Source organism: Alphaproteobacteria bacterium, assembly GCA_015231795.1.
In the GTDB taxonomy this organism is placed as follows: Bacteria; Pseudomonadota; Alphaproteobacteria; order Rhodospirillales; family WMHbin7; genus WMHbin7.
In genome coordinates this window covers 1-17,719 of sequence record JADGAX010000016.1, presented here as the reverse complement: position 1 = coordinate 17,719, position 17,719 = coordinate 1, and the positions used below count along the sequence as shown (strand labels likewise).

The 17,719-nt window shown below is 60.4% G+C and carries 21 protein-coding genes; 14 read left to right on the top strand and 7 right to left on the bottom strand.

Going from position 1 to position 17,719, the window contains the following annotated elements; genetic code table 11:
* Positions 1 to 13: 13 nt before the first annotated feature.
* On the top strand, positions 14 to 811 hold the full coding sequence (locus HQL44_17505) for an XdhC family protein (protein ID MBF0270380.1): 798 nt from the start codon (positions 14 to 16) through the stop codon (positions 809 to 811).
* On the opposite strand, the gene selD is transcribed toward HQL44_17505, so the two are convergent.
* Entirely contained in the window at positions 792 to 1,844 is a 1,053-nt protein-coding gene (selD, locus tag HQL44_17500; protein ID MBF0270379.1) for a selenide, water dikinase SelD, read from the bottom strand. The genes HQL44_17505 and selD overlap by 20 nt on opposite strands.
* Before the next feature lie 69 nt (positions 1,845 to 1,913).
* Positions 1,914 to 3,110, bottom strand: a complete 1,197-nt coding sequence (locus HQL44_17495; GenBank protein ID MBF0270378.1) for a hypothetical protein — start codon at positions 3,108 to 3,110, stop codon at positions 1,914 to 1,916.
* 242 nt (positions 3,111 to 3,352) lie between these two features.
* Here HQL44_17495 and HQL44_17490 point away from each other — a divergent pair, with 242 nt between their 5' ends.
* The 3 genes from HQL44_17490 to HQL44_17480 all read left to right on the top strand — a co-directional run bounded on the left by HQL44_17490 (position 3,353) and on the right by HQL44_17480 (position 5,912).
* A complete protein-coding gene (locus tag HQL44_17490) occupies positions 3,353 to 4,990 on the top strand; it encodes a hydrolase (GenBank protein MBF0270377.1) in 1,638 nt (545 codons plus the stop codon).
* An 82-nt stretch (positions 4,991 to 5,072) separates the two neighbouring features.
* Positions 5,073 to 5,303, top strand: a complete 231-nt coding sequence (locus tag HQL44_17485) for a TraR/DksA C4-type zinc finger protein (GenBank protein MBF0270376.1) — start codon at positions 5,073 to 5,075, stop codon at positions 5,301 to 5,303.
* Between the two features lie 69 nt (positions 5,304 to 5,372).
* Positions 5,373 to 5,912, top strand: a complete 540-nt coding sequence (locus HQL44_17480) for a CYTH domain-containing protein (protein MBF0270375.1) — start codon at positions 5,373 to 5,375, stop codon at positions 5,910 to 5,912.
* Here HQL44_17480 and HQL44_17475 read toward each other — a convergent pair whose 3' ends face one another.
* The 4 genes from HQL44_17475 to HQL44_17460 all read right to left on the bottom strand — a co-directional run bounded on the left by HQL44_17475 (position 5,913) and on the right by HQL44_17460 (position 8,931).
* Complete coding sequence (locus HQL44_17475; GenBank protein MBF0270374.1) at positions 5,913 to 6,686, bottom strand: hypothetical protein; 774 nt, start codon at positions 6,684 to 6,686, stop codon at positions 5,913 to 5,915.
* Positions 6,687 to 6,688: 2 nt separating this feature from the next.
* Positions 6,689 to 7,417 carry a Crp/Fnr family transcriptional regulator gene (locus HQL44_17470; protein ID MBF0270373.1) on the bottom strand — a complete coding sequence of 243 codons (729 nt, stop codon included), beginning with the start codon at positions 7,415 to 7,417 and terminating at the stop codon, positions 6,689 to 6,691.
* Entirely contained in the window at positions 7,414 to 8,112 is a 699-nt protein-coding gene (locus HQL44_17465; GenBank protein MBF0270372.1) for a Crp/Fnr family transcriptional regulator, read from the bottom strand. Before HQL44_17465 ends, HQL44_17470 begins: the two co-directional genes overlap by 4 nt.
* Positions 8,113 to 8,199: 87 nt before the next feature.
* Entirely contained in the window at positions 8,200 to 8,931 is a 732-nt protein-coding gene (locus HQL44_17460) for a PhoH family protein (protein MBF0270371.1), read from the bottom strand.
* A gap of 377 nt (positions 8,932 to 9,308) precedes the next feature.
* Between HQL44_17460 and HQL44_17455 the strand changes: the two genes are divergently transcribed.
* The gene (locus HQL44_17455; GenBank protein ID MBF0270370.1) at positions 9,309 to 10,595 is read left to right on the top strand and encodes a hypothetical protein; all 1,287 of its coding nucleotides are present in this window, start codon (positions 9,309 to 9,311) and stop codon (positions 10,593 to 10,595) included.
* Positions 10,596 to 10,602: 7 nt separating this feature from the next.
* On the top strand, positions 10,603 to 11,436 hold the full coding sequence (locus HQL44_17450; protein ID MBF0270369.1) for a hypothetical protein: 834 nt from the start codon (positions 10,603 to 10,605) through the stop codon (positions 11,434 to 11,436).
* On the opposite strand, the gene HQL44_17445 is transcribed toward HQL44_17450, so the two are convergent.
* Complete coding sequence (locus tag HQL44_17445) at positions 11,381 to 12,079, bottom strand: HAD-IA family hydrolase (GenBank protein MBF0270368.1); 699 nt, start codon at positions 12,077 to 12,079, stop codon at positions 11,381 to 11,383. The two genes, HQL44_17450 and HQL44_17445, sit on opposite strands and share 56 nt — an antisense overlap.
* A 120-nt stretch (positions 12,080 to 12,199) precedes the next feature.
* Between HQL44_17445 and HQL44_17440 the strand changes: the two genes are divergently transcribed.
* Genes HQL44_17440 through HQL44_17405 form a run of 8 tightly spaced genes read left to right on the top strand, consistent with a single transcriptional unit; the run spans position 12,200 to position 17,652 of the window.
* Positions 12,200 to 12,949, top strand: coding sequence for a YebC/PmpR family DNA-binding transcriptional regulator (locus HQL44_17440; protein MBF0270367.1), 750 nt, complete (start codon positions 12,200 to 12,202; stop codon positions 12,947 to 12,949).
* Complete coding sequence (gene ruvC / locus HQL44_17435) at positions 12,946 to 13,452, top strand: crossover junction endodeoxyribonuclease RuvC (GenBank protein MBF0270366.1); 507 nt, start codon at positions 12,946 to 12,948, stop codon at positions 13,450 to 13,452. The genes HQL44_17440 and ruvC overlap by 4 nt, the downstream gene beginning before the upstream one ends.
* On the top strand, positions 13,449 to 14,072 hold the full coding sequence (ruvA, locus tag HQL44_17430) for a Holliday junction branch migration protein RuvA (GenBank protein ID MBF0270365.1): 624 nt from the start codon (positions 13,449 to 13,451) through the stop codon (positions 14,070 to 14,072). The genes ruvC and ruvA overlap by 4 nt, the downstream gene beginning before the upstream one ends.
* On the top strand, positions 14,069 to 15,121 hold the full coding sequence (gene ruvB / locus HQL44_17425; protein ID MBF0270364.1) for a Holliday junction branch migration DNA helicase RuvB: 1,053 nt from the start codon (positions 14,069 to 14,071) through the stop codon (positions 15,119 to 15,121). Before ruvA ends, ruvB begins: the two co-directional genes overlap by 4 nt.
* Positions 15,114 to 15,527 carry a tol-pal system-associated acyl-CoA thioesterase gene (gene ybgC, locus HQL44_17420; protein MBF0270363.1) on the top strand — a complete coding sequence of 138 codons (414 nt, stop codon included), beginning with the start codon at positions 15,114 to 15,116 and terminating at the stop codon, positions 15,525 to 15,527. Before ruvB ends, ybgC begins: the two co-directional genes overlap by 8 nt.
* The gene (gene tolQ, locus HQL44_17415; protein MBF0270362.1) at positions 15,527 to 16,258 is read left to right on the top strand and encodes a protein TolQ; all 732 of its coding nucleotides are present in this window, start codon (positions 15,527 to 15,529) and stop codon (positions 16,256 to 16,258) included. Before ybgC ends, tolQ begins: the two co-directional genes overlap by 1 nt.
* The gene (tolR, locus tag HQL44_17410) at positions 16,258 to 16,725 is read left to right on the top strand and encodes a protein TolR (GenBank protein ID MBF0270361.1); all 468 of its coding nucleotides are present in this window, start codon (positions 16,258 to 16,260) and stop codon (positions 16,723 to 16,725) included. Before tolQ ends, tolR begins: the two co-directional genes overlap by 1 nt.
* A gap of 18 nt (positions 16,726 to 16,743) precedes the next feature.
* Positions 16,744 to 17,652, top strand: a complete 909-nt coding sequence (locus HQL44_17405; protein ID MBF0270360.1) for a TonB C-terminal domain-containing protein — start codon at positions 16,744 to 16,746, stop codon at positions 17,650 to 17,652.
* Positions 17,653 to 17,719: the final 67 nt, after the last annotated feature.

The following is a 17,719-nucleotide window of genomic DNA, read 5'->3' as shown; positions in this document are numbered from 1 at the left end:
TCGAGCAAACGCCATGTCATATCTGGATATTCTGGAAAAATCCCGCGATCTTTATCTGGCCCATGCCCCTTTCTGTTTGGCGACCTTGGTCGATGGGCGGGGCAGCATCCCGCAAATTCCCGGCAGCAAGGCGATCTTCACTGAGGGCGGGTTGCATTGCGGAACGGTCGGCGGCGGACGGCTGGAAAAACATTGCGAGGAAATCGCCCGCCAGATGATGTCGGGGCGGGACGGGGCGCGAACGAAATTGGTTACGCTGAACCTGAACCGCGATCTGGGCATGACTTGCGGCGGCGAGGTGACGGTTTTCTTCGAATGCCTTGGCGGCGCTTCCGATTGGACGGTGGCGATCTTCGGGGCCGGGCATGTCGCCCAAGCGCTTTGCCGTCTGCTGATCACTTTGGATTGCCGCATCCAGGTTTACGACAGCCGGGCCGACTGGCTGGCCGCCTTGCCCACCTCGCCGCGCCTACTTCCTATTCAGGTCGAGGAGATAAGTTCGAGTGCTCATCAAGTTCCCCAGGGGGCCGACATTCTGGTCATGACCATCGGACACAGCCTGGACCGCGAAGTCTTGGCGGCGTTGGCGAGAACCGGACGCGCCTATCCCTATGTCGGCGTGATTGGCAGCAAATCGAAGGCGGCCATCTTGAAAAAGCGCTTGGCCGAGGATGGCTTGCCAAAGCCCTTTATCGACGCTTTGATCTGTCCGGCAGGCGAGAAACTGGGCGACAATACGCCGCCGGAAATCGCCATCGGCATCGTCAGCCAGTTGCTGAAGCGCCGCCGCTCTAACCCGTCGTCACCATAACCTTGGGGCTTCCGGATTCAAGGCGACCGATCACGGCGGCATCGCCAAATCCGGCAGCGTGAAGGATTTCTAGAACCGGTGTCGCGGCATGCTGACTGGCGGCGATCAGCAATCCGCCGCTGGTTTGCGGATCGGTCAACAGAGCCTTTTGCCAATCAGGTATAGATGTTGGCAAATCGACATGCATCTGATAGCTGGCCCAGTTGCGGGCCGATGCGCCGGTGACGAATCCCTTTTGCGCCAGGTCCAGGGCCTCGGGGATCACCGGCACCTTGTCTGCGTCCAGCATCATGGACAGTTTGCTGCCGCGCGCCATTTCCCAGCCATGACCCAGCAGGGCGAAACCGGTGACGTCCGTCATGGCGTGAACGCCTTCCAGCGCGGCCAGGGCGGGACCCGCGTCATTCAGGCGCGTGGTGTGGGCGATCATGGCTTCGTATCCAGCCTTGGACAAAGCTCCCTTCTTCAAGGCAGCCGACAGGATTCCGATTCCAATGGGCTTGCCGAGAATCAGGAGATCACCCGGCAGGGCGCCGTCGTTGCGTTTGATCTTCGACTTTTCGACCAGGCCAAGGGCAACCAGCCCGTAAATCGGTTCGGCGGAATCGATGGAATGGCCGCCAGCCAGCGGAATGCCCGCCGCCCGGCACGCATCCAACCCGCCGCGCACGATGTTTCTGATGGCGTCGTCGGGCAGTTTGTCGATCGGCATGGCCAGGATGGCCAAGGCCAGAATGGGTTTTGCCCCCATGGCGTAAACGTCGGACAGCGCATTGGTGGCGGCGATGCGCCCGAAGTCGTAGCCGTCATCGACGATGGGCATGAAAAAGTCGGTGGTGGCGACCAGCGCCTGGCCGTTGCCAAGATCGTACACGGCCGCATCGTCGCCGTTTTCCAGCCCGACCAGCAGGTCAGGATAGGGCAGCGCGTTTTTCGGCAGTTCTGACAGAAGGCGTTCCAGCACCGCGGGCGCCATCTTGCAGCCGCAGCCGCCGCCGTGGGAGAAACTGGTCAGCTTGACGTTGTCGGCCATGACATTCCTCTTCGCATCAGGAACCAGAGTCCCGATTGGAGCAGGCTTGTCAAGGGCGTTGGACAATCTCTAGCGCAGGGCCAGAATTTTCTTTTCGGAGAAAAGATTGAGCGTGAATTCGATCACCTCGCCCAGCGACGTTTGGGCGGAAATCTCGCCCGGGCGGACATGCTCGACCAACTGTTCCAGCAGGGCCGGATTGGCGCCGTTGCCGAAAATGCGGTTGAAATCTTGAAGGCCCAGCAGCGCGAAGGCATTCAGCAGCATGACGGCCAGATGATCCTTGCGCCGGATGCCCAGGGTCAGGATCAGCAGCGTCCAGGCTTTGGCCCCCACCAGATCGATGATTCGCACGCTATTGATGCCGTGCAGGGCCGGGTCGGTTGCCGCTTGCACCTGGGGCAGTTCAAGAATTGGCGCGAAGCTGGCGCCGGACAATTTCTTTCCGCCCGGATCCTGCCTAGGCATGGCCGCAGGAATCGCCGTTTGTGTGATGGGAATGGCGCGCGCCGCTATGGCCGATACGGGGCGCGGGGCAGCGACAAGGGGCGGCGGCGCTATCGGCCTTCCGGCCGCTCTGGGCGGAGCCGACTTCGCAGTTTGGGTTCTGGCAGGAACTTCGGGTTCTTTTGCCCGCAACATGTCGGCGGGAAGCGGCAAGCCCGCCGCCTTGGCCAGTTGAACCTCGTCGGTATATTGCAAAAGCTGATTCCCCAGTTGGGAAACCTGCGCCGGAGTCAGCTTGGCATAAGAGGGAACCAAGGGGACCTGCCATTCGAAAAGCAGATATCCCTTGATGCTGTCGTAAAGCTCTTCCGCCAACCCCTTAGGCTTGGTCTGCGTGGAGGAAAGTCGGCTGCGCACCTTGCCCAGCAAACCGCCGGTCTTTTTCTCCAGCCCCAAATGGTGGCGGAAATAGCGCTTCGCCGCTGTGCGGACGATCATGGCGATCACGGCTTCCAGATTATGCCCGCAAGCCAGCAGGCCCGTGTCGTCGCCAATTACACGCCCGGACTTATCCTTCAGGATGTGATTGAAACGGTCGCGTTGGGCGCGGAAGGTTTTAAAGCAAGTGTCCAGCAGGGGGATATTGGCCAAGGCGAGATCATAGGCGGCCTCGCCCGACGCTTGTCCCAATTCGGGAATCAGGCGGCGCAAGGTTTGAATCACCGGCCCTTGCAAGGTTTCGCGGATGGTTTTAACGCTGGCGCCGTCGCCGGTTCCGCCAAGTTTGGGTTCCTGAATTACTGCCGCAGCAACGCTCATGGAAGGTTTCGCCTCCAAGCGCTTTTGCCATTCAAGCCAATGAAAACCGGAACGAACACCCAAGACCCCTTTGGAATTGTGGGTATGGCATTTTCATGTCACTTCATGACAAAAGTCAACAATTTAGTTATATCGTGAAAACTTGTAGAATCAGTGGATTGCGCTTGCGCTGCCATGAAACTGTCACCCAAACATCATCCGACCTGCCTTAACCTTGGTGCGTATGAGATCGGCGGGTTGGTATGCATAAAAGCAAGAAGAAGCAAAAAGGCGGTCTGGCTAAGCGCGTCGGAGCCTTGAAGCCGCCGGTATCCGCAACCTTGATCAATGAACTGCCGAAAAGGGCAGGGCGCAAGAAGCGCAGCCACAAGCTGGTGCTGCGCCATTTGACGCTGGACGATTACGAGGATTTGAAGGCGATCATGGACCGCGTCTACGCCAATATGGGCGGCGCTTGGACCAAGGATCATATCGCCTCGCAATTGTCGCATTTTCCCGAAGGCCAGATTTGCATCGAGAATAAGGGCCGGGTCATCGCCGTGGCGCTTAGCCTGATCGTCAAATACGCCGACTGGGGCGACAAGCACACTTATGCCGAAATCACGGCCGACGGCTTCATCACCACGCATAATCCCAATGGCGACACGCTGTACGGCGTCGATCTGTTCGTCGATCCGGATTTTCGCGATTTGCGCCTGGGACGCCGCTTGTACGACGCCCGCAAGGAGATGTGCGAAAGCATGAATCTGAGGGCCATCGTGGCGGGTGGGCGCATTCCCGGCTACAAGGATTTTGCTGGCAAGATGACGCCGCGCCAGTATATCGAACTGGTCAAGAACAAGGAATTGCACGATCCCGTGCTCAGCTTCCAATTGGCCAACGATTTCCATGTGCGTCGGGTGATCACCGACTACGAACCCTTGGACCGCGAAACCCGGGGTTACGCCACTTTGCTTGAGTGGATCAACATTTATTATGAAGACAAGCCGGTCGTCTCGGCTGTCGGCCAGGCCAAGGAAGTGGTGCGCATCGGCGCCGTTCAATGGCAGATGCGCCCCGTGGAATCCTTTGAAGGGCTGATGCGTCAGATCGAGTTCTTCGTCGATGCCGTGGCGGGCTACAAAGCCGATTTCATGCTATTGCCGGAATTTTTTGGTGCCCCCCTGATGGCGCTGGCCGACACGTCGGATCCGGCCCTGGCCGTTCGCCATCTGGCCGAATACGGCCCCAGCATGCGTCAGGAATTGCAGCGTCTTGCTGTTTCCTACAATGTCAACATCATCGCGGGCAGCATGCCGGAATATCGCGACATGGAACTGCGCAACGTGTCTTACCTGATGCGCCGCGACGGCACATCCGACGCCCAGTACAAGTTGCACATCACGCCCGACGAAAAGGCCTATTGGGGCGTCAAGGGCGGCGATGCGCTTCGCGTCTTCAATACCGATATCGGGCGCATCGGCATCTTGATCTGCTATGACGTGGAATTTCCGGAACTGCCGCGCCTGTTGGCCGAGCAGGGCATGTCGATCCTGTTCGTTCCCTATTGGACGGACACCAAGAACGCTTATCTTCGGTTGCGCCATTGCGCGCAGGCCAGGGCCATCGAGAACGAATGCTATGTCGTCATCACCGGCAGCGTCGGCAATCTGCCCAATGTCGAGAATATGGACATCCAATATTCGCAAGCGGCCATTCTGACCCCTTCGGATTTCTCGTTTCCGCATGACGGCGTGGCCGCCGAAGCGACGCCCAACACGGAAACGGTGCTGATCGCCGATCTGGACCTGAGCCTGCTGAAGGAATTGCATATGCATGGCAGCGTGCGCAATTTGATGGACCGCCGCCTCGATCTGTACGATCTAAGCCTGCAAAAATAGGCGTTGTCACACAGACTTCATTGTTCCTGCGGCAGAATCTCCGGCATGGTTTCCTCGTTGAAACCAACGCAAGGGTTGAAACGTGGACGATCTAGACCGGGCCGCCGAACGCATTGAAGCCTTCACCGAAGTCGCCCTTTATGCCGTGCTTGACGGACTGTCCGGCCCCCGTTCGACGGGCGTCTGCCGGTCATGCGGCGACTTGATCGAACCGGAAAGGCTTAAAATCACCTCGACCACTAAATATTGTAGCGACTGCGCCGCCGAGGCAGAGTTTCGGGCCATTCGCGCCAGACGCTGCGGCTTGGTTTGAAGGCTCTTTTCCGTTTGGCTTGACCCCGGGCCAAGGCTTTGTGAAAGTAGGCGTCTCGAAAGGTGCTTCATGCCTACTGTTTGGCCCGGCCTGGAAATAGAGCGGAAATTTCTCGTCGCTTCGGATAGCTGGCGGGACTCCTGCAAGGGCGTTCTTCGCATTCGTCAAAGTTACCTGCCCTATGCGCCGGGCGTCTCCATGCGGGTTCGCATGTCCGACGACGACGCCATCTTGTCTTTCAAGACAGATCTGGCGGAAGCCGTGCGCGGCGAATGGGAAGTGCCGATTCCCAAGGAAATGGCCGATTGGCTTTTTTCGCTTTGCGCGCATCCGCCGATCGAAAAAATCCGGCATCTGGTCGATGTGGAAAACCATGTGTTCGAGGTCGACCAATTCCTAGGCCGTCATGAGGGCCTGATGTTGGCCGAGATCGAATTGTCGCATCCCCAGCAGAGTTTTCCCATGCCGTCCTGGTTGGGCGCGGAAGTGACCAGCGACAAGCGTTTCCGCAACAGCCAGCTTTACCGGATGAAGAAGGGACCGGTCGTTCCTTCGCCCTTGCCGTCTGCCGCGAAACGGCTGAAGGCCAAAAACGGCATCAGGCGATAATCAACGCAGCTTGTTCCAGGCTTCGGCTTCTTCCGCATCCAAACGGCCATCGTAATAGCCCTGTCTTGGCGTTCTGAAGCTGCGTTCTTCCAGGGGCTTTTTCAATGCCGCGAACAGGTTGGCGTTGTCAGGCAGTTCCAAACGCTGCGCCATCTGGTGGGCGGACTTGCGCGACGTCAGGGGGGCTACGCTGACGGCGGACAGGTCGCATACGAACAGGCCGATGATTTGGTAATCGTTGGCGGCGGCCAAGTCGAAAAAGAAGGTCGGCTGAAAATTGTAGAAACCATGATCCAACCAGCCGGTCATCGGCGCTTCGTGGAACATGATGCCGCCCGGCGCCGTGCAGTCGTGCATGGTGCGAAAGAAGTTGCCTATGTCGAAGACATGTTCGGCCGTTCCGTTGTTGATGCAGATGTCGAACTGACGGCCCAAATCGATCGGTTCGTTCAGGTCGAGCCGCATGGCGTCCGGTGTGCCGTTCAGGTCGATGGCTTGGCGTTCGGCAGGTTGGAAGATGATGTCGTAGAACAGACGGGCGATATCGAACAGATAGGTGGGACCATTGGCGTCTAGGCTTTGAAACCGCCCGGTCAGTTCTTCCTTCAGCGCCTCGTCTTGGATAAAGCTGTCGATATCCTTCAGCAGAACGGCAGAATCGATGTCGTTGTACCAGTTGGCTTCGCCGAATTCGAGAATGCGTCCCCCGGTCGGCAGCCAGCCCGCCCGTCTGGCGTCGCGATATAACGAATATGAAAGATGCGAAATGGCCAAGATCAGTCCCCTTTCGTCTTGGGAAGGTCTTTCAGGCGTGAAAGCTCTTCGATCACGATGAAGCTGCCTTCGCTATGGACGCCGATGGCGGCTAGGCGGGCAAAAGCCCGCGAAAGATTCTCAGGCGCTATGCCGATGGCGGCGGCCAGCACGGTGCGTGGGTAAGGCAGCAGGATTCTGGCGGGTCCCCGTTCGCTTTCCGCCAAGTCCAGCAGATGGCGGGCCAGGCGTTCAAGCGGGCTTAGGGCCTTCAGATCGAGATAGCTGTCCAGCAGCATCTGCAGGCGCTTTCCCGCCCGCTTCAGCATGGCCATGGCGATGGCGGGCTGTTCGGACAAGCGCTTGGCCAGCAACTGGGCGGGCAGGGCCAGCAGGCGCGTTTCCTCCAGCGCCTCGCAACTTGCGGGATAAGTGTCGAATCCGTAAAGCGAGACGATGGCGACATGGGTGCCGGGTCCGAACAGGCCCAGCACATTCTGGGCGCCGTTGACCGAGGTGGTGAAAATCTTTACGCGGCCCTGTTCGACAACGTACAGATGACGCGCCTCGTCGCCTTGATCGAAGATGGTCTCACCCTTGGCGTAGCTGCGCGTTTCGCCAAGTTCGGCCAGCCAGTCGAGGTCCTTGGGGGCCAGTCCTTCGAACAGGGCTTCGGCCAGCAAGGCGGATTTGGGGCGCAGGCGGCCAGGGCGGGCGGCGGGCACATCCGTGGGACAAGGCAGGCCGCTCATAAGCTGTCGCCTTCCTGGTCGTGGAAATCTTTAAGCCGTCGGCAATCGGCCAGTGCGAAACTGCGTCCCTTGACGGAAACCCCCAGCGTTCCCAGCGCCTTCAGCGAGCGTGACAGACTTTGGCTGGTCATGCCCAGATGTTTGGCCAATGTCTTTTTCTCGAAGGGCAGGGTGATGCTGGCTCTGCCTTCTTCCGTTCCGGCAAGTTCAAGCAGGAAGCCAGCCAAACGTCTGGTACCGGAGCGCAACTTCATTTCGTCGATCTGCGAAACCAGACGGCGCAGGCGCAGACACAGCCCGGCCAGCGTTCCAAGAACCATATGGCCGTCGTTGCAGAGTTTGTCGCGAAAGGTCTGTGCGTCGATCCAGCGCAGCTTTACGGGCGTCAGCGCCCTGGCAGCGGTCAGGTGGGCCGTTCCGGTGGCGGCGGCGATGTCGCCCAGCATGGCGCCCCTGGCCGCCAGATCAAGTTGCAATTCCTCGCCGCTTGTGGTGGTGACGAACAATTCGGCCAGCCCGTCTTCCAGCCAGGCGAAGCGCGTGGCCTTCTCGCCTTGCAAGAACAGAACGGTTCCGCTTTCGATCTGTTGCGCAGGCGACAGCGAGAGAAAGGGAGCCAGCAGCGTCTGATCAAGATCGTGCGGCAAGCGCCCGGCTAGGCCGGAAAGCTGCGGAAAGGAAGGGGGCTTGGCCATCGCGCTCGTGCACTATTTGAAAAAGAAGGCGGCGGTTCTGGAACCGCCGCCATTAGATGTAGTCCAATTGTTCCCCAGTTTAAAGACTCACAACACCCCAAGCATGCTGGCGACTAAGGGATGACGGACGATGTCGCGGTCGGAAAGCCGCACCACCTTGACGTCGCTGATGGCTTCCAGGCGGTTGGCGACGTCGGACAGGCCGGACATGCCGGGCAGAAGATCGCTCTGGTCGGGATCGCCCGTCACGATCATGGTCGAATGCCAACCCAGACGGGTCAGTAGCATCTTGATCTGCACATAGGTGCAGTTCTGGGCCTCGTCGATGACGATGAAGGCGTTGTTCAGGGTGCGTCCGCGCATGTAAGCGACCGGGGCGATCTCAATCGAGCCTTCGGCCATCAGCGATTTCAAGCGCTTGGCGCCCAGCCGATCATTCAGCGCGTCATACAGGGGACGCAGATAGGGGGCCAGCTTGTCTTGCAGGTCGCCGGGCAGGAAGCCCAGGCTTTCTCCTGCTTCGACGGCTGGGCGCGACAGCAAAATTCGACCGACCCGCCCGGCCTCCAGCGCCTCAACGGCTTTGGTAATGGCCAGATAGGTCTTGCCGGTGCCTGCCGGTCCCAGGGCAATGGTCAGATGGCGCTCGTCAATGGCCTCCATCAACTGGCGCTGACCATCGCTTCTGGGTTTGACCTTGCGCAGATAGCTTTGATCGCGATATCCCTCGACCGGGGACCAAGATTCGGAGTCCTTGGCATATAAGGGATGGATTTTGGCTTGGGTGGCCTGAGCCACCCGGACGTTACGCTTGGCCATACCGGGAACCTCGTACAGTAAAGAGGAAGGGGTGGGTTAAGAAAGCGTAAATAAAAACGCCCCCGGGTAAGCGGGGGCGCGATGCCATGTGGTTCTGAGGGGCGCTGGCGGGCTGTTCCGGTGGGCCGGAACGCTGGAAGCCAGAAGGGTGTATGCCTAAGCCTATGCTCATCTTGTCGGAACGCCTCAATCGAAGACTGGGTCAATTCGCATCAGACAGGCCAACAATACATGGTTTTTCTCGGTTCGTCACTTGATTTCGTGGCCGCCATTAAAAGTTCATACGATATGTTGTTTTGGCGCAACATCCACAGGGTGGTTGCGAACGATTCCAGGGCGAGTCAAAGTAGGCGCTTGTAAGAATGGGGGGTCGTGCGTTGAACAGGATTCAATTGCCCTGGCAGGAATTGGCCGAGGATACTTATCGCTCGGTGTTTTCCAGCTCGAAGACAGCTTTCGATCTCAGCGGCGTTTGGCTGATGGTCGTCGTGCTGCTGTCGTTCCTGGGCTTTGGCATTTTTCCCATGCTGAACGCCGATGATCTGGGCGGCCCCGAAATCTACATGCTGGTTCCTGTGGTCCTTGTCTCGTTCGGCCTGCTGGCGCTGTCGATCTTCGCCACGCGCTGGACAAGGTGGGTCACGCTCAACCATCTGCCGCCTCCCGGTCGGGCGATGGCCATGGGCAAATCCGAGTTGCGCGTTGGCCTAGCCATACTGGAAGTGCTGATTCTGGGCTTGGGGCCGGTTATCGCCGGTTTCGTTGCCGCTCCGATGCTGATTGAAGCCAACCAGTTCGAGGCGGCGTTCGCCGCCCAGGCGGTTGGATCGCTTGTTGGCGCCCTGATGATGGCCAGAAGCGGCATGGCGATCAATCTGGCCGCCTTGCAGCTTCCCCGCAACGCCCTGTTCTATGCCTGGGGATTGAGCGGCGGTCAGACGATCCGCTTGTTCCTGCTGCTGATCATCACCGTAGGCCCTGCCGTTCTGGCCGCCTGGGGCATGGATTGGCTGCTGGCTTGGGCCATTGAACCCATGCCCGATCTGATCTCGCCGGAAATGCTGCGCATGATCTGGGTGGTTCTTTCCGCCGCGATGGGATTTCTTGGCGTCATGCTTTTCCTGGGTGGGATGGGCTTGTCGGCCCGCAGCCTGATTCTGTCCGGCGAGGACCCCTGGGCCGAGGAAGGCGAGATGATTGCCGATGAAGGGGCCGAAGTCCCTTATGTTCAGGGTGACGATGTCCTGCAAACATCGGTTGATGACATGGTCGAAGCGCCGATGCCGCTTTCCGACTATGCCGGATGGAACGAGCAACCGGCCGAGGAAGAACCACTGTTGCTCAGAACCAGCGAGATGGTCGATGGTCAGCAGCCCAAGGCGCCCGATCTGGTGGTGCCGGTCGACAATCAAAGCTGGCTGGACGGTCGGTCCAAGAAGGGCGGGGCACAGGAGTCCGGCAACAAGACCTGGACGGCCGACGAAAATGTTCTGGGCAAGAAAATCGGAGCGGCCAAGAAGAAAACCGCTTCCTGGACGCGCTTCCTGCCGACCCTGGAATTCGACATGGGGGCCGAGGCTTGGAAGCTGGCGGTGCTGGTGGTCTTGATGGTTCTGGGCTATCTCTTCCTCTTCACCGATGTCCTGACGGACATGCTGCTGTAAGGATGTCATGCCCGCCTCTTCATTCAATCCATTCAGCCTGATCCGGCAAAGCTATGAGCTTGTCTTTGGGAATCCGAAGCGCTTTTTGGATGCCGCTTGGCCGTGGCTGGGGCTGTCGGTACTGGCGGTCTACAGCTTCGAACGCCTGAAGACACCTTCGACGGATATGGCGGCGGATGGAAGCTCTGCCGGTTGGTTTCAGTTCTTCACCATGCTGCTGCATCTGGTCGCGATGAGCGGCTTTCTGACAAAATGGACGCGCCTGCTGCTGTTGATGGAAGCGCCCGCAGGGCTGTCCGTCCTTGCTTGGAAAAAACGCGAGATGCGGGTGCTAAGCGTGATCGTGGGCAGCAGTCTCGTCGTTGCAGTGCCGCTGACCGTGGCGATTCTTTTGCCCTATGTCGCGACAAACGGCGAATCGGGGCCGACTTCCGTTTATGCCTTGCTTGCGTTGGCCGGGTTTTTCACGGGCGCTTTCTTATGGGTCCGCCTGTCGCTGACGCCCATCGTGGCGGCGCTTGATGATCCTGGCAACGCGCTGGAAAGGTCATGGCGGCTTAGTCGCCATAATTTCTGGCGCCTGTCCCTGCTGATGATTGGCGCCGCCTTGCCGTTGTTCGCCGTTCAGATCCTCGTCTTCAATCTCTTGGCGCAGCTTTTCGGCGGCGAGGACGGCATGGCGCCGGGAACGCCCGGCGAAAGCGTCATGGTTTTCCTGGCCGTCATCATGGGATTCCTGATGATGACCTTGGTGCTGACCGCCCAAATTCTGGCCGCCAAGGTCCTTATGCAGAAAGGCTTCGCAAATCCTGCAGCGAAAGCCCCTCAAGACTTGGCCTGATCAGGGCGGCGGCGCTGAAATCCCCGCCTTCAGTCCATTCGCAAGGGGTTATCAGGCAGCGCAGCTTCGCAGCCCTGGCGGCGGCCAGCCCCGGCACCGAATCCTCGATCGCCAGCGCGGCCTCCGGTTTGATCTTCAACGCCTTCAGCGCCTTTAAATAGACTTCGGGGTCGGGCTTCTTGGCCTTCACGTCCTCGCCCGCCACCACGACGTGAAACGGGTTGCGCTTGGCAAACAGCACGTTCAGCAGTTCCTTGACATTGGCCCGGCTGGTCGTCGTGGCCAGACCCAGTTTCAGACCCGCCGCCTGGGCTTGCTCGATCAGATGGGCCACGCCGGGGCGCAGCGAAATCTCCCGGGCCAGCACCTTGGCCCGGTAGCGTTTGGTTTTCTCGGCATGCAGCTTGGCCACCGTTTCGGCCTTCAAATGAGCCAGGGCCTCTTTCTGCGCGGGCGGGGCGTAGGCGAAGATGCGTTCCTTGCCGCCCGCCACGGTCAAAAGCCGCTTATAGAGCTTCTTGTCCCAGCTCCAAGACAGGTCGAAGGCGGCAAAAGCCTCGTTGAAGGATTGCCGATGGGCTTCCTCGGTATCGGCCAGCGTGCCGTCGAGATCGAAAAGAAGGGCCTGGAGGTCTTGAGTCATAAGGGAAATCATGCCACGGTCCGTCCGGTTTGGCGACACTCCTTTCGAGGCATGGCGCAAAACCACCAATCCATGGTATGAAACAGCGTTTCAGCCCCCAGAGCTAGGGTTCATAGAGTCATGGCCGGTCATTCACAATTCAAGAACATCATGCACCGCAAGGGCGCGCAGGACGCCAAGCGGGCCAAGGTCTTCACCAAGATCATCCGCGAACTGACGGTTTCCGCCAAGACGGGCCTTGCCGATCCAGCGGCCAATCCGCGTCTGCGCGCCGCCATCCAGGAGGCCCGGGCCAACAACATGCCCAGGGACACCATCGAGCGCGCCATCAAGCGCGGCCAGGGGGGCGACGATGGCGCCAATTACGAGGAAGTGCGCTACGAGGGCTATGGCCCCGGCGGCGTTGCGGTCATCGTCGAGGCGCTGACCGACAACCGCAACCGCACGGCGTCGGACATTCGCTCGGCCTTCTCGAAGAATGGCGGCAATTTGGGCGAGACCAACTCGGTCAGCTTCCAGTTCGACCGCGTGGGCGCCATACATTTTCCCGTCAAGGCCGCCAGCGCCGACGCCATGTTCGAGGCTGCCTTGGAAGCCGGGGCCGACAATGTGGAATCGGGCGAAGAGGGGCACGACGTCACCTGCGCCATGGACGATCTGGGCATGGTGCGCGAGGCTTTGGAGGCCAAGTTCGGCACGCCCGAGAGCGCGCGCCTGGAATGGCGGCCCAAGGTGACGACGCCCATCGACGGCGAGGCGGCCGAGACGCTTTTGAAGCTGCTGGAAGTGCTGGACGACCATGACGACGTGCAGCGCGTGGCTTCCAACTTCGAAATGTCCGACGAGACTTTGGCGAGGTTGAACGGGTGAGACTCCTTGGGTTGGACCCAGGTTTGCGCCATACCGGCTGGGGCATTGTCGAAGCCCAGGGGAATCGCTTGTCCTATGTCGCCGACGGCGTGATCGATTCGGACTCCAAGGCCTCCCTGGCCGAACGTTTGGTCACCTTGTTCGAAGGCGTCAACGCCGTGATCGCAGCCTATGCGCCCGCCGAGGCCGCGGTGGAAGAGACCTTCTCCAACGTCAATCCGGCCAGCACCTTGAAGCTGGGACAGGCCAGGGGCGTGGTGATGCTGGCCCCGGCGCTGGCCCGCCTGACGGTGGCCGAATATGCCGCCACTCTGGTCAAGAAATCGGTGGTCGGCACCGGCCATGCCGACAAGGCGCAGATCGCCCATATGGTGCGCGTGCTGTTGCCGGGCTGTCTGGCCAAAAGCCCCGACGCCGCCGATGCTTTGGCGGTGGCGGTCTGCCATGCCCATCATCGCCAGACCAGAATAGTCATCGCCAAGGCAGTCGGAGATTCCAGGTGATCGCCAAGCTGAAAGGCCTTGTGGACAGTCTTGGCGATGGCTCTGTCGTTGTCGATGTGCAAGGCGTTGGCTATCTGGTGTCCTGTTCTGGCCGCACGCTGTCGCGTTTGGGCGTCGCCGGATCGCAGGTCAGCCTGGATATCGAAACCCAGTGGCGGGAAGACGGGCCGCATCTGTACGGATTCTCCGACATGGCCGAGCGCGACTGGTTTCGGATTCTCATCAATGTGCAGGGCGTCGGCGGCAAGGTGGCCCTGGCCATTCTGGGAACGCTGACCCCCGATCAACTGACCCAGGCCATTGCGGCGCAGGACAAGACGGCGCTGTCCAGAGCGCCCGGCGTCGGCCCCAAACTGGCGGCGCGCCTTGTTTCCGAGTTGAAAGACAAAGTGGGCGGCATTGCGCTTGGCAAGGCATCCAAGGCAGGCGAGGCGTTGGGCGCTCCCATCGTGTTGGCGGGCGAGGGCGGGCCGTTGGCCGACGCCGTTTCAGCGCTGTCCAATCTGGGCTATGGGCGCAGCGAGGCTTTTGCAGCGGTGGCCAGGGCGCAAGGAAAATTGGGTAACGGGGCCGAGATCGGCGACTTGATCAAGGCGGCGCTTAAGGATTTGTCGAAATGAGCGCCGAACGCCTTGTCTCGTCCGGCCAGAGCGAAGCCGACGCCCAGGAAGGCAAATTGCGCCCGCAACATTTGGGCGAATTCATCGGCCAAGCCCAGGCCTGCGCCAATCTGAAAGTGTTCATCGAAGCGGCGAGGGGCCGGGCCGAGGCTTTGGACCATGTGCTTTTGTTCGGCCCCCCCGGCCTGGGCAAGACCACCTTGGCCCAGATCGTATCTCGCGAATTGGGGGTGGGCTTTCGCGCCACGTCCGGCCCCGTCATCGCCAAGGCGGGCGATCTGGCGGCCCTGCTGACCAATCTGGAACCCAGAGACGTCTTGTTCATCGACGAAATCCACCGCCTTAATCCTGCCATAGAGGAAGTGCTCTATCCGGCCATGGAGGACTTTCAGCTAGACCTGATCATCGGCGAGGGACCGGCGGCGCGCTCGGTGCGCATCGATCTGCCGCCTTTCACGCTGGTGGGTGCCACCACGCGCTCGGGCCTGCTGACCACGCCGCTGCGCGAGCGTTTTGGCATTCCTTTGCGCTTGCAATTCTATACGCCCCAGGAACTCGAGCGCATCGTGACCCGAGGGGCTGGCGTGCTGGGATTCGCCCTGTCCGCCGATGGATCAAGCGAGATCGCCAGAAGGGCCAGGGGCACGCCCCGCGTCGCCGGAAGACTGTTGCGCCGGGTGCGCGATTTCGCCCATGTGGCGGGGCTTGCCGTGGTGGACGCCAAGGCGGCCGATGCCGCGCTCAACCGGCTTGAAGTTGACGCCATGGGTTTGGACGCCATGGATCGGCGCTATATGCGCCTGATCGGGGAAAGCTATGCCGGCGGGCCGGTGGGCGTGGAAACGCTGGCCGCCGCCCTGTCCGAACAGCGAGACACGCTGGAAGAAGTGATCGAGCCTTTCTTGCTGCAACAAGGTTTGATCGCGCGCACGCCCAGGGGGCGCATGCTGACCGGCCCGGGTTTCAAACATATCGGCTTGAATGCGCCCAAGGCCGCCTTGGCCCAACTCGATCTGCTGCAGGATTTGGCGGAGGAAGGCGATGCCTGAAGCGCATCATTTCCCCGTCCGCATCTATTACGAGGACACCGACGCCGCGGGCATCGTCTATTACGCCAATTACCTGCGATTCGCCGAACGGGCCAGAACCGAATGGCTGCGCGAGCTTGGGCATCCGCATCAGGCGATGATCGATGGCCCAGGGCTGGCTTTTGCCGTGCGCCGCTGCGTCGTCGATTATCTGAAGCCCGCCAAACTTGACGATTTGTTAAGCATTGTCAGCCTTGTTGTCGATGTCAAAGCAGCCAGCCTGGACCTTGTTCAGGACGTCCGACGCCAAGATTCCGTTCTGGCCCGGATCGAGATCAAGCTGGCATGTCTTGACAACAGGCTGAAACCTGCCCGAATCCCTACCGCCTTACGAAACCGTTTGACCGAAGCCATGCGAGGAATGTGATGGAACCGACCGCCGTGCAAGCCGTAACCCTGGGTGGCGAAATGGTCAGCCACGACCTGTCGATGCTGGCCCTTTTTCTGCGCGCCGACATCATTGTGAAAATCGTGATGGGCATGCTGGTGCTGGCCTCGTTCTGGAGCTGGGCCATCATCTTCGACAAATGGGTGCGCCTGCGCAAACTGTACAGTCAGGCCGAACATTTCGAGGAAACCTTCTGGTCGGGCGGCTCGCTGGAAGAACTGTATGACCGCATCGGTTCGCGTCCGCTCGATCCCATGTCGGCCCTGTTCGTGGCCGCCATGCGCGAATGGCGCCGTTCGGCGGCCAAGGGGTTGGCCGACAGCGACTCGGCCAAGGTCAGCCTGCCCCAGCGCATCGACCGCGTGATGCAGGTTACCCTGGGCCGCGAGATGGACCGCATCGAGCGCCACATGAATTTCCTGGCCTCGGTTGGGTCCACCGCCCCCTTCATCGGCCTGTTCGGCACGGTGTGGGGCATCATGAACAGCTTCCAGTCGATCGCCATGACCAAGAACACCTCGTTGGCCGTTGTCGCCCCCGGCATCGCCGAAGCCCTGTTCGCCACCGCCTTGGGCTTGGTGGCCGCCATTCCGGCGGTGATCGCCTATAACAAGATTTCCAACGACATGGACCGTTACGCCAAGCGCCTGGAAGCCTTCGCGGGCGAGTTCGGCGCGATCTTGTCGCGTCAGATCGAGGAAAAGGTCTGATGGGCGCCGGAGTCCAGCACGGCGGCGGCGGCGGGCGGCGTTACGGTCGCCAGCGCCACCGCGCCATGAGCGAGATCAACGTGACCCCGATGGTCGACGTGATGCTGGTGCTGCTGGTCATCTTCATGGTGACCGCGCCTTTGCTGACCGTCGGCGTGCAGGTCGATCTGCCCAAAACGCATTCCGGCCCGATCACCGGCGACGACGAACCCTTGACGGTCAGCATCCGGGCCAATGACGATCTGTATTTGCAGGAAACCAAGATCGAGTTGGATGCCCTGGTGCCGCGCCTGGAGGCCATCACCAAGGCCAAGAAGGACCAGCGCATCTTCGTGCGTGGCGACAAGACGATTCCCTATGGGCGCGTCATGGAAGTGATGGGCGTCATCAATCAGGCCGGCTTTAACAAAGTGGCCCTACTGACCGAGCAGCCCAAGGATCAGGGCAAGGCCAAAGGCAAGAAATAGGGCGGAAAGACCCAGCTAATGGAACGCGGCGCAATCTATTCGGCAATCTTGCATGTGGCGGTGATTCTCTTCGCCTGGTTCGGCTTGCCTCAATTGACCATTGCGCCGCCTGAACCCGATCGCCCGATCATCGTGGAACTGGCGGAGATCGGCGACATCACGAATCCGCCGCCCGCTCCGCAATTGCAGCAGGGCGAGAAGGAACCCGAACCGCCCAAGCCCGAGCCGCCCAAACCGGAACCGGCCAAACCCGAGCCGCCCAAGCCAGCGCCGCCGCCGCCGCCACCACCGCCCAAGCCAGCCGAACCGGCCCCGCCGCCGGAACCCGCCCCCATGCCCAAGGAAAAAGCGCCCGAACCCAAGAAGCCCGAGGCCGACAAGCCGTCGCCGCTGGCCGAGGTCAAGCCCAAGAAAAAGCCCGAGCCGCCGCCCGACGATTTCATCAAGAACGTGTTGAAGTCGGTGGACAAGGCCAAGCCGCAGCAACAGGCCGATGATTTCGAGAAGACGCTGAAGAAACTGGCCGATAGTTCGCCTAAAAAGGACGACAAGCCGCAACCGCCCGCCCAGCCAGCGAAGGCGCAGGCCGGGTCCCCGGCCAGCAATCTGAATGACAAGTTCACGCTGACGGAAACCGACTTCATCCGGGCCTATATCCAGAAGAACTGGAATCCGCCGGTGGGGGCCAAGGATGTGGTCGTGGTTGTCGTCAGCTTCACCATGCGCCCGGACGGCACCTTTTACGACCTGCGCTACGAGAACCAGAAAAGCGGCGATACGCTGTGGCAGAGTTTTGCCGATAGCGCTAGGCGAGCGCTTCTTCTCAGTCAGCCGATTCCGCTGCCGCCCGGCAAGATTCGCACGGACGAGCGCTTTGTCCTTAATTTCGATCCACGCGAGATGATGGGTTTTTCGAAGGGGCGGTAGTTTGCTTTCTTTAAACGCAAACGGCCCCGGAGAAATCCGGGGCCGTTTTGCTTGCTGGCGGCTGATT

What these genes read in the sequence shown, in the direction of transcription:
- HQL44_17490 (MBF0270377.1), top strand. Translation starts at nt 3,353, where the DNA reads ATGCATAAAAGCAAGAAGAAGCAAAAAGGCGGTCTGGCTAAGCGCGTC.
- HQL44_17450 (MBF0270369.1), top strand. Translation starts at nt 10,603, where the DNA reads ATGCCCGCCTCTTCATTCAATCCATTCAGCCTGATCCGGCAAAGCTAT.
- HQL44_17480 (MBF0270375.1), top strand. Translation starts at nt 5,373, where the DNA reads ATGCCTACTGTTTGGCCCGGCCTGGAAATAGAGCGGAAATTTCTCGTC.
- HQL44_17445 (MBF0270368.1), bottom strand. Translation starts at nt 12,079, where the DNA reads ATGACTCAAGACCTCCAGGCCCTTCTTTTCGATCTCGACGGCACGCTG.
- HQL44_17495 (MBF0270378.1), bottom strand. Translation starts at nt 3,110, where the DNA reads ATGAGCGTTGCTGCGGCAGTAATTCAGGAACCCAAACTTGGCGGAACC.
- ruvB (MBF0270364.1), top strand. Translation starts at nt 14,069, where the DNA reads ATGAGCGCCGAACGCCTTGTCTCGTCCGGCCAGAGCGAAGCCGACGCC.
- HQL44_17460 (MBF0270371.1), bottom strand. Translation starts at nt 8,931, where the DNA reads ATGGCCAAGCGTAACGTCCGGGTGGCTCAGGCCACCCAAGCCAAAATC.
- HQL44_17405 (MBF0270360.1), top strand. Translation starts at nt 16,744, where the DNA reads ATGGAACGCGGCGCAATCTATTCGGCAATCTTGCATGTGGCGGTGATT.
- HQL44_17505 (MBF0270380.1), top strand. Translation starts at nt 14, where the DNA reads ATGTCATATCTGGATATTCTGGAAAAATCCCGCGATCTTTATCTGGCC.
- tolQ (MBF0270362.1), top strand. Translation starts at nt 15,527, where the DNA reads ATGGAACCGACCGCCGTGCAAGCCGTAACCCTGGGTGGCGAAATGGTC.
- HQL44_17470 (MBF0270373.1), bottom strand. Translation starts at nt 7,417, where the DNA reads ATGAGCGGCCTGCCTTGTCCCACGGATGTGCCCGCCGCCCGCCCTGGC.
- selD (MBF0270379.1), bottom strand. Translation starts at nt 1,844, where the DNA reads ATGGCCGACAACGTCAAGCTGACCAGTTTCTCCCACGGCGGCGGCTGC.
- HQL44_17465 (MBF0270372.1), bottom strand. Translation starts at nt 8,112, where the DNA reads ATGGCCAAGCCCCCTTCCTTTCCGCAGCTTTCCGGCCTAGCCGGGCGC.
- ybgC (MBF0270363.1), top strand. Translation starts at nt 15,114, where the DNA reads ATGCCTGAAGCGCATCATTTCCCCGTCCGCATCTATTACGAGGACACC.
- HQL44_17440 (MBF0270367.1), top strand. Translation starts at nt 12,200, where the DNA reads ATGGCCGGTCATTCACAATTCAAGAACATCATGCACCGCAAGGGCGCG.
- tolR (MBF0270361.1), top strand. Translation starts at nt 16,258, where the DNA reads ATGGGCGCCGGAGTCCAGCACGGCGGCGGCGGCGGGCGGCGTTACGGT.